This window comes from Nocardia sp. CA-107356 (assembly GCF_050946365.1).
In the GTDB taxonomy this organism is placed as follows: Bacteria; Actinomycetota; Actinomycetes; order Mycobacteriales; family Mycobacteriaceae; genus Nocardia.
The window spans coordinates 9,256,631-9,270,903 of sequence record NZ_CP191992.1 but is presented as its reverse complement, the minus strand read 5'-3'; the positions used below and the strand labels follow the sequence as shown (position 1 = coordinate 9,270,903).

Sequence of the window (14,273 nt, the reverse complement as noted above, 5' to 3'; positions counted from 1 at the left end):
CCGGCCCGGCGGGCCCGTCGTATCAGAGCGAGACGCGCTGGTCCTGGGGCAGGAACAGCGCGTCACCCTGCTGTACGGCGAACGTGGTGTAGAACTCTTCGATATTGCGGACCACTTGGTTGGCGCGAAACTCGTTGGGCGCGTGAACATCCATGGCGAGCCGCAATTCCTGCTGCTGCGTGGTCGATTTATCCCGCCAGATACGCGCCCAGGACAGGAACATTGTCCGGTGGTCGGGATTATCCTTTCCGTCGCGTTTATCGGCGATCCCCAAGGCGGCCAGGGCGATGCCGAGACCGCGCAGATCGGCGAGATTCTCCCCGACCGTGAGGGCGCCGTCGACGCGCTTACTCGGATCCAGACCCGTGGGGACCAGCACGTTGTACTGCTCGATCAGCTGTTTGGTCTTGGTATCGAAGGCGGCGCGATCCTCGGGTGTCCACCAGTCGCGCAGATTGCCGTCGGCGTCGTAGCGCGATCCCTGATCATCGAACCCGTGCCCGATCTCGTGCCCGATGACCGCCCCGATCGCGCCGTAATTGACCGCGGCTTCGGCGTCCCTATCGAAGAACGGCGGCTGCAGAATGGCGGCGGGAAAGGAGATCGAGTTGGCGTTCGGGTCGTACATGGCGTTCACCAGCTGCGGCGGCATCATCCATTCGGACTTGTCGACCGGTGTGCCGAGTCGCGCGAAATGGCGTTTGGTTTCGAAGCTCTGGGCGGCACGGACGGATTCGATCAACTTGCCGCGGGTGATGGTCAGCCCCGAGTAGTCGATCCAGGTATCCGGATAGCCGATCTTCGTGACGATCTTGTCGAGTTTGGCGATGGCGGCCTGCCTGGTCGGCGGCGACATCCAGGTGGACTCGGTGAAATCGGCCCGATAGGCGGACAGGAGGTCGGTCACCATCGCCAGCGCACGCTCCTTGGCCGCGGGCGGAAAGTGTTTGCCCACATAGAGTTTCCCGAGCTGCTGGCTGAGATTCGCATTGACGGTGGCGATGCCGTCCTTCCACGGCTCTTGGCGCTCGCGCATCCCCTGCAATGTCTTGCCGACGAACTCGAATTCGGCATCGGCGATGGCCTCGGGTAGCAGCTCCGCGAAATGTTTGACCATCGCCAGGCGCAGATACTCTCGCCAGCCCGCGATATCGACTTCGGCCCAGAGCTGTCCGGCGGCCGTCACGAACGACGGCTGGCCGACCACCACCCTGTCGAATAGCGAGTGCGGTCGGTCGGTAGTGCCCGCGAGCCACGGCTCCCAGTCGAATTGCGGTGCCAGCGCGGTCAATTGAGCCCAGTCGAGCGGGTTGTAGGTGGCATCGGGATTGCGTAGCCGCACGTCCTCCCAGAAACCGGCGGCGATCCTGGTCTCCAACTCGAATACCCGCTGGGCGGTGCCCGCGGGATCGGCAAAGCTCGCACCGGCGGCGACGCGCTCCAGGTACGTCCGATAGGCCGCACGCTGCTCGGCGTATGCGGGTTTGCGGTAATACTGCTCACCCATATGGGGATCGATACCGGACTGGGAAATAGTCGCGACGTATTCGCCGGAGTTCTTCGGATCCGCCCCGACGTCCAACCCGATCAGCCCGCCGATCGGCAGCCCACCCATCACCCGGGCGAGATCCGCCTTGGTCGCCGCGCCATCGATCGCGGCGAACAGATCGGCCAGCGGGGTCAGGCCGAGCCGTTCGATCTCGGCCGCATCGAGCCGGGCGTCGTAGAGATCGCGGATCTGCTGTTCTGCCGATCCGGCCTTCGGATCGCCGATGCCCGCCACGATCTCCCGCAGCTGCAGTTCGACGCGATCGTTCACCTCGTCGAACGTGCTGTAGGACGGCTTATCCGGCGGCAGCTGATAGTCGCGCAGCCAGCTGCCGTTGACGTACCGGAACAGATCGTCCTGCGGTCGGATCGTCTGGTCCTCGCCCCGCATATCGACCCCGGTGAGCCGCACCGGCTGATCCCGCGAACACGAGACCAGCGCGGTGGTGGCCGGAATCACGCCGAGTGCGATCAGGAAGGTGCGACGATCGATCCGGGCGGAACGCGCGGACGAACTCAAGAGAACCCCTTTCCAGCGGTGATGTGGAATGTGCACAGTTCTTCTGGTGATCTTGCTGGTCCCGAGGGTAGTAACGGGACAGCCCGCCAGCACTGATCCGCGCGGGTTTCACAGCGGAAGTTCAGCCTGCGTGGATGGGGCCCGATTTGGGACCGACCTGGGCATTCACCTACACTGATGCGGTTGCCTGCGGGAGCTATGCCCGCAATCCGGCCGCGAACCCCCAGTGGTTGGGTCATCGAGATCCGCATAACCGCTGGCAGGCGCGCGTTCGGGTGGTAACGCGACCATGCCCGTCGGGTCGGCAATCCGGCGTGCGTATACATCCAGGTCAAGGAGGCTGAAGTGATTCAGCAGGAGTCGCGACTGCGCGTCGCCGACAACACGGGTGCGAAGGAAATCCTCTGCATCCGCGTTCTCGGTGGTTCGTCGCGTCGCTATGCCGGTATCGGCGACATCATCGTCGCCACCGTCAAGGACGCCGTCCCCGGTGGCAACGTCAAGAAGGGCGAGGTCGTCAAGGCTGTCGTCGTGCGCACCGTCAAGGAGCGTCGTCGCCCGGACGGTTCGTACATCAAGTTCGATGAGAACGCGGCCGTGCTGATCAAGCCGGACAACGACCCGCGTGGCACGCGTATCTTCGGCCCGGTCGGCCGCGAGCTGCGCGAGAAGAAGTTCATGAAGATCGTTTCGCTGGCCCCGGAGGTGCTCTGACATGAAGGTGCACAAGGGCGACACCGTGCTCGTCATCTCGGGTAAGGACAAGGGCGCGAAGGGCAAGGTCATCCAGGCCTACCCGGCGACCGGCAAGGTCCTGGTCGAGGGCGTGAACCGGATCAAGAAGCACGTCGCGAACTCGGCGAACCAGCGTGGCGCCTCCTCCGGTGGCATCGTCACCCAGGAAGCCCCGATCCAGGTCTCGAACGTGATGGTCGTCGATTCCGATGGCAAGCCGACCCGCGTCGGTTACCGCACCGACGAGGAGAGCGGCAAGCGCGTCCGGATCTCCCGTAAGAACGGGAAGGACATCTGACATGACCACCTCTGAGCAGACCCAGCCGCGCCTGAAGGCGCGCTACCGGGCCGAGATCAAGGACGCGCTGAACAGCGAGTTCGACTACGCCAACGTGATGCAGATCCCGGGCGTGGTCAAGGTTGTCGTGAACATGGGTGTCGGCGACGCCGCCCGTGACGCCAAGCTGATCAACGGCGCCATCAAGGACCTGGAGCTGATCACCGGTCAGAAGCCCGAGGTCCGCAAGGCCACCAAGTCGATCGCGCAGTTCAAGCTGCGTGAGGGCATGCCGATCGGCGCGAAGGTCACCCTGCGCGGCGACCGCATGTGGGAGTTCCTGGACCGCCTGGTCTCCATCGCGCTGCCCCGTATCCGCGACTTCCGCGGCCTGTCGCCGAAGCAGTTCGACGGCAACGGCAACTACACGTTCGGTCTGAGCGAGCAGTCGATGTTCCACGAGATCGACGTGGACTCCATCGACCGCCCGCGCGGTATGGACATCACCGTGGTGACCACGGCGACCAATAACGAAGAAGGCCGTGCCCTGCTCAAGCACCTCGGCTTCCCGTTCAAGGAGAACTGACGATGGCCAAGAAAGCACTGCGGATCAAGGCCGAAGCCAAGCCGAAGTTCGGTGTCCGCGCCTACACCCGTTGCCAGCGCTGTGGCCGCCCCCACGCGGTCTACCGCAAGTTCGGCCTCTGCCGCGTCTGCCTCCGCGAGATGGCGCACCGCGGCGAGCTGCCGGGCGTGCACAAGAGCTCCTGGTGAGCCCGCGCTCGTTGTGAGCGCACAACACTGAATCCCAACCGAAGGCACGGACTCACCCGAGTCCGTGCCTTCGGCTGTTTCCGTATGAGCTCGCCGAGCGTAGTCATATGGCGGTTCTCCCCGGCCGCACGAACCACCATTTCACTGCCCTCGATCAGTACCAGTCGGCGTGGCCCGTCCGGTTTCGGGGCTGGTGCTGCGGTTCAGAATTCGAGTTCGGACCAGGGGATGTTGATTCGGAACGGGAACTCGGTGTCGATCGCGACGGAATCCTTCGGGCTCCATTTGCCGGCCAGCAGGTAATTGGCCGGGTACAGCGGATGTACGCCTGCCGGGAGGTCGCCGTGTGTTGTCTCCAGCGCAAAGGCGCGAACCATAGCGATCGCGCTCTTCTCGCGTTCGAGAGTGATCTCCCAATACCAGGGGATGCCCGCTCTGGCGTAGCGTGCCCGTTTGTCGTCCATGTCGGTCTGGGTGTTCGACGGAGACAAGACCTCGCCGACAAGAAGAACATCCTTGGCCCTGATGTCCTGGTAAGGGGCATCCAGGCAGCGATAGGCCAGAAAATCGGGTGTGACGAAGTCGGATTTTCCGGTTTCGCCGAAGAACACGTTGGTTTCGAAGTCGACGCGCCTGCAGTGCTGTGGCTGCTCCGCCATCCCCGCACGCGCGCACCGCTTGAGTGCGCTGGTCAGTGCGAACGTGAACGCCTGGTGCTCGGCTGGTCCACGCCGTAGCCAGACCACCCGCCCGCCCCACAGTTCGATCTGGCTGGCAATCTCCTCGGGTAGCTGCTCGAGCTCCTCCCAGGTCATGTACTCGGGGAGGTCGGGCCGTTCGATGCGCGGAAGCGACATGATCCAATCCTAATGTCGCCCGCCAACCGCTCAGAAGCGATCGCATACCTTCGTGTTCGGGGCACAGCGTTTCGTGCGGTGAGTCGGTGTGCGAGGTGTGGGGAAGGTTAGCGTGACCAGGCGGCATTCGCTCCCTAGGGTGCTCGGGGGTCAGTGCGGTTGGGGCATGGCGGTGGCGATTTCTCGTCGGGAGTGGAGGTCGAGTTTCGCGAGGATATTCGAGACGTGGGATTGAATTGTGCGGCGGGACAAGAACATTTGGGCTGCGATGTCAGTGTTGGACAGGCCCTCGGCGGCCTGCACGGCGACTTTGCGTTCGGTGTCGGTGAGGGCTGCCCAGCCGGATTTGGGGCGGTTGCGGGGTCCGCGGACGCCGCGGCGGATTCCGTATGGCCGGACGCGTGCCACCGCGCGGGCGGAATCCCAGGATGCGCCGAGGCCGGAATACAGTCCGATCGCGGCGTCCAATGCGTTGTGGCACTCGGGTCCGCGGCCCGCGGCGGCGAGTAGGACGGCGGCGTTTTCCTGCGCCTGGGCCTCGAACAGCGGTCGGCCGGATTGTTGGAAGGCGCGCGCAGCCGCGAGGAGGCCGTCGGGATCGGAGTCGGCGAGGCCGCGGCACAGCAGGGCTGTTCCGGTTCGCGACGCGGTCGGCTGGCGGGTGGGGAGTAGATCCGCGCTGGCCGCTACCGACCGGGCCGCGTGCACGTCACCGATTTCCGCGGCCAAGCGCGCGATATCCGGGAAGATGTAATGCAGTGTGGCTGCGGCCAATCCGTCGGCAAGTCGCTGATGTGCGTCGAGGAGTAGTTCCAACGCCAGGGCAGGGTGGCCGCGGGCCTCATGGGTCAGGGCCTTGGCCCACGGATGGAAATGCGCGTAACCGATATTGCCCAGTCGATCATCCGGCGCGGGCAGGCCGTCCGGGTCCGGCAGGAAGGTGCCGCGGCGAATTCCGATGAGCGTCGCGACGGTGTGCGCGACCGTTGCATATCCGAGCACATCGGGTGTCTGCATACTCGCTGTGCATTCGGCCAGCGCGTCGTCCCAGCGCCCGCCCACCAGATACATCCGCGCCTTGGCGACCAGGTTCGAAGACAGATAGACGCCGCGGAATCGGCGGTTGCGCCCGATGGCCGTCTTCAGTACCTCTTCGGCGTCGGTCAGCCGATCGAGTTCGATCAGGCAGTGGGCGTAGAGCGCGTACGGATCGAATTGGTCGGGCCCGGTCCCGTCCTCGAAGAGGGCCGGGATCCGCGCACTCAGGTCCAGTGCCTCGTCGAGCTGGCCCTGGGTATAGCGCACCGCGCCGACCGCGGTCAGTCCGTATCCGGTGGCCAGCGAGTTCCCGGCGCTCTCGCCGAGCGATACGGCCTGCCGACCGGCCTGCTCCGCGGCCACGAACCGCTCGAGGAAGAAATTGCCGAGTCCGGACATACCCAGAAAACGGGCGGCGTCCTCGACGCCCAATTCCCTGGTCGTGCCCAGCGCACTGGCGGACAGCACCTCATCGGCGACCGCGACCGCATCGGCCAACCGGGCCTGGGCTTGATAGATCTGGGCGAGCAACCAGCGCAGTTCGATATCGTCGCCGTCCTCCGGCCGGGTGAGCAGCGCCTCACGCACCACCGATTCGGCCTCGGCGGCGTTGCCATCCCACAGCAGGGCATGAATTCTCAGCCGGATCAGTGCCGAACGCCTTGTCGCATCGAGATCCGGCGCCGTGGCGAACCGGCTCAACAACCGTTTCGCCAGTTCGGGGGCGCGAACCATCAGCTTGTCGGCGGCACCGATCAGCCAATCGAGGCTGGCCCCGTCCAACTCGCGGTCGGCGACCGACAGATAGTAGGCAACTCGTTCGATCGGCGCATCGGTCGACTGGAGCGCCTGTCCGGCCTGCTGGAGCAGATCCGACCGCAGTGAAGCAGGCAGCCGATCGGCCAGTGCGTGCCGGATCAGATCGTGCCGAAACACCAACTCGGAGTCGACGCGGATGAGCAGCCCGCCGTCCAGCGCCTCGGTGACGGCGCTCCAGGCATCCAGAATTGGGATCTTCAACACCACCGCGAGGTCCGCGACATCGATGGTCGGACCGAGGGCCGCGGCCATCGGCAGCACATCGCGTGTCGGACGGGACAGGAAGTCCAGCCGCTGCGTAATCGCCTCGGCCAATGATGCGGACGTGTTCGCGACGACAGCGCCCGCGGGATCTGCGATGTCGGCGACCACCCGGATCTGCCCGTCGCGCACCAAGGCAGCCACCAATTCCGAGACATGCAGCGGATTTCCACCGGCCTCGGCCACCTTCGCCAATAACCGTGATCCTGGTTCGGCACCGACCAGCTGACGCACCAGTTTCGCGGCGTCGGTCGCCGGCAGGGCGCCGAGCCGCAGCACCGGGGCCTGCCGTGCGACAAGTTCGGCCGACAGTGCGGCGAAGGCCGGGCCGCGCGGCAACGGCCGGGCCGCGAGCACCAGCAGCAGCGGCAGCTCGTCGATGAGGGTGCAGAGCCGGTGCAGCAGCGTCAGGCTCGAGCGATCTGCCCAGTGCACATCGTCCATGACCAGGGCGATCGGGCCCGCGGCGCACCAGGTGTCGATCTGGTCCAGAATCGCCTCAGCGATGGTGAGTTCATGGGTCGCGGCCACATCGCCCACCCGATCTCCGCTGCGCAGCGCGTCGATCGGGGATGTCGGGCCCGCGTCGTCGAGCCAGGAGCACACCCCGGCGAACGGCACGCCCTGCCGCAATTCCTCGGCGGCGCCGACTCGGATGCGCAGACCCGCCGCTGCCAATGGGATCCGGGCCGCCGCCAGCAGTGCTGATTTGCCGATCCCCGGCTCGCCCTCGACCAGCACGACGCACCCGTGTCCGGCGGCCGCACGACGTCCGTGTGCCGCCAGACTCGCTATTTCGGCATCGCGACCGACGAGTGCGGTCGCGAAGGAATCCTGCACGCGGGTGAGTGTAAGCGGCAGACCCCGGATTTTGTCCTGGTAGCGACCTTGCCTACACTAGAGCGGTTGCTTGGGCACTTCTGTGTCCGCATGTCCCTGATGCGCTGCTGCATCGACGTGTGGACGGCCCTCGCACCGAGAGCTCATATGAGAACTCAATCCGGTCGGCAAGTGTCGACCGGACCGCCGAATTGCTATAGGCCCACGGCTGGCGTGCCGATGTGTACGCCGGTGTTGCATGGGAACCGTAGCGAGAAAGGTGTCAAGGTCGAACTATGACCATGACTGATCCGATCGCAGACTTCCTGACACGTCTGCGCAACGCCAACTCGGCGTACCACGATCAGGTGAAGGCTCCGCATTCGAAGCTCAAGGCGAATATCGCCGAGATCCTCAAGCGCGAGGGCTACATCGCCGACTACCGGACCGAGGATGCGCCCGTGGGTAAGACCCTGGTCGTCGACCTCAAGTACGGCCAGAGCCGGGAGCGCAGCCTGCAGGGCCTGCGTCGCGTCTCGAAGCCGGGTCTGCGTGTGTACGCGAAGTCCACCAACCTGCCCAAGGTCCTGGGCGGCCTCGGCGTGGCGATCATCTCCACGTCGACTGGTCTGCTCACCGATCGCCAGGCGGCCAAGCAAGGTGTAGGCGGGGAAGTCCTCGCCTACGTCTGGTAAGCGGAGGTAGGACAATGTCGCGTATTGGCAAGAAGCCCATCGCAATTCCCGCGGGCGTCGAGGTGAACATCGACGGCCAGAACGTGTCGGTGAAGGGTCCCAAGGGCACCCTGACCCACGTTGTTGCCGAGCCGATCTCCATCGTCAGGGGTGAGGACGGCCAGCTCGAGGTCGCCCGTCCCGACGACCAGCGCCAGAACCGCTCGCTGCACGGCCTGACCCGCACCCTGGTTTCGAACATGATCGAGGGCGTGACCAAGGGCTACGAGAAGAAGATGGAAATCTTCGGCGTCGGTTACCGTGTCGCGGCCAAGGGCTCGAACCTGGAGTTCGCCCTCGGCTACTCGCATCCGGTGCCGATCGAGGCCCCGGAGGGCATCAGCTTCGCGGTGGAATCGCCCACCAAGTTCTCCGTGTCCGGTATCGACAAGCAGAAGGTCGGCCAGATCTCCGCTGTCATCCACGGACTGCGTAAGCCCGACCCGTACAAGGGCAAGGGCATCCGCTACGCCGGCGAGGTCGTTCGCCGCAAGGTCGGAAAGACGGGTAAGTGATCATGGCGCAAACCGAAAACCAGATTGCCAAGCGCAAGCCGCGTGGCAAGGACGTGTCGACCGCGCGTCGGCTGTCGAAGACCCGCCGTCACTTCCGTCTGCGCAAGAAGGTCGTCGGCACCACCGAGCGTCCGCGCCTGGTGGTCAACCGCTCCTCGCGTCACCTGCACGCACAGCTCATCGACGACTCGCTCGGCAAGACCATTGCCGCCGCGTCCTCGATCGAGGCCGATGTGCGCGCACTGGACGGCGACAAGTCGGCCAAGGGCAAGAAGGTCGGCGAGCTGATCGCCGAGCGTGCCAAGGCCGCCGGTGTCGAGGCCGTCGTGTTCGACCGTGGTGGCCACGACTACCACGGCCGCATCGCGGCGCTCGCCGATGCCGCTCGCGAAGGTGGGTTGAAGTTCTGATGACTGCAAACATTTACGGAAGGAACGTCTGATGCCGGGACGTCAGAGGCGTGACGGCGGCAGCGGACCCGCCGGACAGCAGAATGGTGCCGCCGGTGGCGGCGACAGCCGCGACGGCCGCGGCGGTGGCCGGGATCGTCGCGGCGGCGGTGACCGTCGTGACCAGCAGGCCGACAAGAACCAGCTCGAGCGCGTCGTCGCGATCAACCGCGTCTCCAAGGTCGTGAAGGGTGGTCGTCGCTTCAGCTTCACCGCCCTGGTGATCGTCGGTGACGGCAACGGTCTGGTCGGCGTCGGCTACGGCAAGGCCAAGGAAGTTCCCGCGGCCATCCAGAAGGGTGTCGAGGAGGCTCGCAAGGGCTTCTTCCGCGTCCCGATGATCGGCTCGACCATCACCCACCCGGTTCAGGGTGAGGCGGCGGCCGGTGTGGTCATGCTGCGTCCGGCTTCGCCCGGTACCGGTGTGATCGCCGGTGGTGCGGCGCGCGCGGTGCTGGAATGCGCGGGTATCCATGACATTCTGGCGAAGTCGCTCGGAAGCGACAACGCCATCAACGTCGTGCACGCGACGGTTGCGGCGCTCAAGATGCTGCAGCGTCCGGAAGAGGTCGCGGCTCGCCGTGGCCTGCCGCTCGAGGATGTCGCTCCGGCCGGCATGCTGCGTGCGCGCGCTCAGGCAGCAGGAGGTCGGTAAATGGCAGATCTCAAGGTGACCCAGATCAAGTCGTCGATCGGCGCCAAGGCGAACCAGCGGGAGAGCCTTCGTACGCTCGGCCTGCGCAAGATCCGCCAGACCGTGGTTCGTGAGGATAACCCTCAGAACCGTGGGCTGATCAACGTCGTGCGCCACCTCGTAACAGTTGAGGAGGTCTGACATGACCATCAAGTTGCATCACCTGCGTCCGGCTCCCGGCGCCAAGACCGAGAAGACCCGTGTGGGTCGCGGTGAGGGCTCCAAGGGCAAGACCGCGGGCCGCGGTACCAAGGGCACCAAGGCTCGCAAGAACGTTCCGGCCGCCTTCGAGGGTGGGCAGATGCCGATTCACATGCGGCTGCCCAAGCTCAAGGGCTTCACGAACCCGTTCCGCACGGAATACCAGGTCGTGAACGTCGGCTCGATCGCCAAGCTGTTCCCCGAGGGCGGCGCGGTCGGCAAGGCGGAGCTGGTGGCCGCCGGTGCGGTTCGCAAGAACCAGCTGGTGAAGGTTCTCGGCGATGGCGAGATCGGCGTCGCGGTCCAGGTGACCGTCGACAAGGTGACCGGCGCCGCCAAGGAGAAGATCACCGCGGCCGGTGGCACTGTCACCGAGCTGGGCTGACGGTACTCTGCAGATAGTGGCACTGGACGAGTGAAGAGCTCGTCCGGTGCCACTGTTAGAGTTCAATTGTTGTCTGCCAAGCCTCGTCATGGGTTTTCTATATCCGTGGCATGACCATGTCGTTCGCCAGGAGGATCTGTGCTTTCCGCCTTCGTATCGGCCTTCCGGACTCCGGACTTACGGCGGAAGATTCTCTTCACGCTGGGGTTGATCGCGTTGTACCGCTTGGGTGCCTCGCTGCCGTCCCCCGGCGTCGATTACAAGAGCGTCCAGGAATGTATAGACCTGGTTTCCGGCGGTGATTCGGCCGGTATCTACCAGCTGATCAACCTGTTCTCCGGTGGTGCGCTGCTGCAGCTGTCGGTCTTCGCGATCGGCATCATGCCCTACATCACCGCGAGCATCATTATTCAGCTGCTCACCGTAGTCATCCCGCGCTTCGAAGAACTGCGCAAAGAAGGCCAATCGGGCCAGAACAAGATGACGCAGTACACCCGGTACCTCTCGATCGCGCTGGCGGTCCTGCAGGCCACCGGTCTCGTCGCGCTCGCGGCCCGCGGTCAGCTCCTGCAAGGCTGCCAGAAGGACATTCTGGCCGATACCAGCATCTTCGGCATGATCATCATCGTGCTCGTGATGACCGCCGGTGCCGCACTGGTCATGTGGTTCGGCGAGCAGATCACCGAGCGCGGCGTCGGCAACGGCATGTCGCTGCTGATCTTCGGCGGTATCGCCGCGCGCATCCCGAACGAGGGCAACAACATTCTGCAGAACCGCGGCGGACTGGTATTCGGTCTGGTCTGTGTCGCCGCGCTGGCGATCGTCACCGGTGTCATCTTCGTCGAGCAGGGCCAGCGCCGAATTCCGGTGCAATACGCCAAGCGCGTAGTCGGCCGCAAGATGTACGGCGGTTCCTCGACCTATCTGCCGCTGAAGGTCAACCAGGCGGGCGTCATCCCCGTGATCTTCGCGTCCTCGCTGCTGTACCTGCCGAACTTGGTCGCGCAGCTGACCTCGTCGAAGGGTGCCACCAACCAGAGTTGGTGGCAGGAGACGATCCAGAAATACTTGGTGAACCCCGGCAACCCGGTGTATATCGCGATCTACTTCAGTTTGATCGTGTTCTTCACCTACTTCTACGTCGCGATCACCTTCAATCCGGAGGAACGCGCCGACGAGATGAAGAAGTTCGGTGGCTTCATCCCGGGGTACCGCCCCGGTAGGCCGACCGCCGACTACCTCAATTTCGTATTGAGCCGCATCACCCTCCCCGGCTCGATCTACCTCGGTCTCGTGGCCGTCCTCCCGAATCTGTTCCTCGATATCGGCGCCTCCGGTGGCACCCAGAACCTTCCGTTCGGTGGCACCTCGGTGCTGATCATGGTGAGTGTCGGCTTGGACACCGTGAAGCAGATCGAAAGCCAGCTGATGAATCGAAATTACGAAGGGTTCCTCAAGTGAGACTTGTACTGCTCGGACCGCCGGGAGCTGGTAAAGGTACCCAGGCCGATCTCCTGTCGGACAAGCTGGGCGTCCCGCACATCTCCACCGGGGACCTGTTCCGCACGAATATCTCTGCCCAGACCCCGCTGGGGCGTGAGGCACAGAAGTACATCGACGCAGGTGATCTCGTGCCGAGCGATGTGACCAACCGCATGGTCGAGGCCAGGGTCGCCGAGCCGGATGCCGCGAACGGCTTTGTACTCGACGGCTACCCGCGCACGGTCGACCAGGCCGATGCGCTGGAGAAGATCCTCGCGGATATGGACAAGAAGCTCGACGCGGTGCTGTGCTTCGTCGTGCCCGAGGAGACCGTGGTCTCTCGGATGATGGCGCGCGGTCGCGCCGACGACAATGAGGATGTGATCCGCAACCGGCTCCGGGTGTACCGCGAGGAGACCGAACCGCTGCTGGAGCACTACGACGGTCTGGTCGTCTCGGTCGACGGTGTCGGTGAGGTCGACGAGGTCAACAGCCGCGCCTTGGGCGCTCTTGGTCACTGAATGCTGCCCCCTGCGGAGCGAATGATGTTGCCCCCTGCGGAGCAAATGATGCTGCTCGGAATGGAGCACTGAGGCCGGATGGTCTTCAACCGCAAGAAGAAGGTCGTGCCGTTCCGTACGGCAGGCGAACTGGATGCGATGGCGGCGGCGGGCGCGGTCGTCGGCCGCGCGCTCGTCGCGGTGCGTGCGGCCGCCAAGCCCGGGGTCTCCACTCTGGAGTTGGACGAGGTCGCCGAGCAGGTGATCCGCGATGCGGGTGCCGTACCGTCCTTCAAGGGCTACCACGGCTTTCCCGGTTCGATCTGCGCGTCGGTGAACGACCGTGTGGTGCACGGGATTCCGACCGCCGCGGAGATCCTGAGCGATGGCGACCTGGTGTCGATCGACTGCGGCGCGATTCTCGAAGGCTGGCACGGTGATTCGGCGTGGACCTTCGGGGTCGGTTCGATTATCGAGGCCGATCAGCTGCTCAGCGCGGCCACCAAGATGTCGATGGAAGCCGGAATCGCGGCAATGTTGCCCGGTAATCGGCTGACCGATGTCTCCCATGCCATCGAAATGGGTACGCGCGCGGCCGAAAAGGAACACGGCCGGTCCTACGGGATCGTCGACGGTTACGGTGGGCACGCCATCGGCCGGGAGATGCATATGGATCCGTTCCTGGCCAACGAGGGTGCGCCGGGTAAGGGCCCGAAACTCGTTGTCGGATCGGTGCTCGCGATCGAGCCCATGCTGACCTTGGGTACCACCCAGACCAAGGTGCTCGACGACGACTGGACCGTAGTGACGCTCGATGGCAGCCGTGCCGCGCACTGGGAACATTCGGTCGCGGTCACCGAAGACGGGCCGCGGATTCTTACGCTGCGTCCGGAATAGGCGAAGGTACCGGACATTGCTCCGGGACGGATCCTGCTCCATGCCGAACGTTGGGTGGCATCGGACGATCGTCGACACGGGACGTTATCGGTGCCGGACGTTGCTCGGCGTGGATATTCGCAGCTACCAGATGTTGCTCGGTGCTGGCTGTCGGTCGGTATAGAGCCTGCTGGGCGCCGGAGTTCATTGCTGCCGGACATCGGCTGGTACAGGACTTTGGTCCGCGCCGGACAGGTATGCCACCGGACATTGTCGGTGCCGGATGGTGGTTGGCAGGGGGTGTTGTTCGGCGCGGGGCCTTGTTGGTGCCGGAAGGGGGTTGGCACGGGACGTTGTTCGGCGCGGAAACGTGTCGGTACCGGACGTTGGTCGGTACCGAGCCATTCTCGGTACCGAGCCATTCTCGGTACCGAGCCATTCTCGGTACCGAACATTGCTTCGGTGCCGGGGTGCTCTTGGTGCCGTACATGTCTCGGCACCGTGGTTCGGCGGTATACATTCGTCGTGCCGAACATTTGCGGCACCGTACTTTTGAGCGGCACCGTACTTTTGAGCGGCACCGTACTTTTGGGCGACACCGTACATTTGAGCGACACCGTACATTAAGCACGGCGTACATTGAGCGGCACCGTACTTTTGGCGGTACCGTGTGTAAGGTCGCGCCGCACATTCAACGGCGCTGAATGGTCGCTTGCGCGAACGACTTTCGCGGTCGCAGGGTTCCGGATCCCGCGGACATTACGTTTCACGTATCGGGCGGGGCGTCGG

At 64.6% G+C, this 14,273-nt stretch carries 16 protein-coding genes; 13 read left to right on the top strand and 3 right to left on the bottom strand.

The genetic code is table 11. From position 1 onward, the window contains the following. Nucleotides 1-22: 22 nt before the first annotated feature. Complete coding sequence (locus tag ACQP1G_RS41825; RefSeq protein WP_433195588.1) at nt 23-2,068, bottom strand: M13 family metallopeptidase; 2,046 nt, start codon at nt 2,066-2,068, stop codon at nt 23-25. 345 nt (nt 2,069-2,413) lie between these two features. Here ACQP1G_RS41825 and rplN point away from each other — a divergent pair, with 345 nt between their 5' ends. The 4 genes from rplN to ACQP1G_RS41805 are packed head-to-tail and all read left to right on the top strand — an operon-like array spanning nt 2,414 to nt 3,854. Beyond that, complete coding sequence (gene rplN / locus ACQP1G_RS41820) at nt 2,414-2,782, top strand: 50S ribosomal protein L14 (RefSeq protein WP_209884040.1); 369 nt, start codon at nt 2,414-2,416, stop codon at nt 2,780-2,782. A gap of 1 nt (nt 2,783) precedes the next feature. Further along, on the top strand, nt 2,784-3,101 hold the full coding sequence (gene rplX, locus ACQP1G_RS41815) for a 50S ribosomal protein L24 (protein WP_433195586.1): 318 nt from the start codon (nt 2,784-2,786) through the stop codon (nt 3,099-3,101). 1 nt (nt 3,102) lies between these two features. Then, the gene (gene rplE / locus ACQP1G_RS41810) at nt 3,103-3,666 is read left to right on the top strand and encodes a 50S ribosomal protein L5 (protein ID WP_433195584.1); all 564 of its coding nucleotides are present in this window, start codon (nt 3,103-3,105) and stop codon (nt 3,664-3,666) included. Nucleotides 3,667-3,668: 2 nt separating this feature from the next. Beyond that, complete coding sequence (locus ACQP1G_RS41805) at nt 3,669-3,854, top strand: type Z 30S ribosomal protein S14 (RefSeq protein WP_188829844.1); 186 nt, start codon at nt 3,669-3,671, stop codon at nt 3,852-3,854. Between the two features lie 203 nt (nt 3,855-4,057). Here the strand turns inward: ACQP1G_RS41805 and ACQP1G_RS41800 are convergent, their stop codons facing one another. After that, nucleotides 4,058-4,711, bottom strand: a complete 654-nt coding sequence (locus ACQP1G_RS41800; protein ID WP_433195582.1) for a Uma2 family endonuclease — start codon at nt 4,709-4,711, stop codon at nt 4,058-4,060. Nucleotides 4,712-4,861: 150 nt separating this feature from the next. Continuing rightward, nucleotides 4,862-7,669, bottom strand: a complete 2,808-nt coding sequence (locus ACQP1G_RS41795; RefSeq protein ID WP_433195580.1) for an AAA family ATPase — start codon at nt 7,667-7,669, stop codon at nt 4,862-4,864. Between the two features lie 275 nt (nt 7,670-7,944). On the opposite strand from ACQP1G_RS41795, the gene rpsH reads away from it, so the two are divergent. From rpsH to map, 9 genes are all read left to right on the top strand, one after another. Continuing rightward, on the top strand, nt 7,945-8,343 hold the full coding sequence (rpsH, locus tag ACQP1G_RS41790; protein ID WP_327095437.1) for a 30S ribosomal protein S8: 399 nt from the start codon (nt 7,945-7,947) through the stop codon (nt 8,341-8,343). Between the two features lie 14 nt (nt 8,344-8,357). Then, entirely contained in the window at nt 8,358-8,897 is a 540-nt protein-coding gene (rplF, locus tag ACQP1G_RS41785) for a 50S ribosomal protein L6 (RefSeq protein WP_433195578.1), read from the top strand. 2 nt (nt 8,898-8,899) lie between these two features. After that, on the top strand, nt 8,900-9,307 hold the full coding sequence (gene rplR, locus ACQP1G_RS41780) for a 50S ribosomal protein L18 (protein ID WP_433195576.1): 408 nt from the start codon (nt 8,900-8,902) through the stop codon (nt 9,305-9,307). A 31-nt stretch (nt 9,308-9,338) separates the two neighbouring features. Further along, complete coding sequence (gene rpsE / locus ACQP1G_RS41775; RefSeq protein WP_040686598.1) at nt 9,339-10,001, top strand: 30S ribosomal protein S5; 663 nt, start codon at nt 9,339-9,341, stop codon at nt 9,999-10,001. Next, the gene (gene rpmD, locus ACQP1G_RS41770) at nt 10,002-10,181 is read left to right on the top strand and encodes a 50S ribosomal protein L30 (protein WP_062983142.1); all 180 of its coding nucleotides are present in this window, start codon (nt 10,002-10,004) and stop codon (nt 10,179-10,181) included. A gap of 1 nt (nt 10,182) precedes the next feature. Further along, nucleotides 10,183-10,626 carry a 50S ribosomal protein L15 gene (gene rplO / locus ACQP1G_RS41765; protein ID WP_354952717.1) on the top strand — a complete coding sequence of 148 codons (444 nt, stop codon included), beginning with the start codon at nt 10,183-10,185 and terminating at the stop codon, nt 10,624-10,626. A 138-nt stretch (nt 10,627-10,764) separates the two neighbouring features. Continuing rightward, complete coding sequence (gene secY / locus ACQP1G_RS41760; RefSeq protein ID WP_433195574.1) at nt 10,765-12,087, top strand: preprotein translocase subunit SecY; 1,323 nt, start codon at nt 10,765-10,767, stop codon at nt 12,085-12,087. Next, complete coding sequence (locus ACQP1G_RS41755) at nt 12,084-12,629, top strand: adenylate kinase (protein ID WP_433195572.1); 546 nt, start codon at nt 12,084-12,086, stop codon at nt 12,627-12,629. The genes secY and ACQP1G_RS41755 overlap by 4 nt, the downstream gene beginning before the upstream one ends. Before the next feature lie 78 nt (nt 12,630-12,707). Further along, on the top strand, nt 12,708-13,505 hold the full coding sequence (map, locus tag ACQP1G_RS41750) for a type I methionyl aminopeptidase (RefSeq protein ID WP_433195570.1): 798 nt from the start codon (nt 12,708-12,710) through the stop codon (nt 13,503-13,505). Nucleotides 13,506-14,273: the final 768 nt, after the last annotated feature.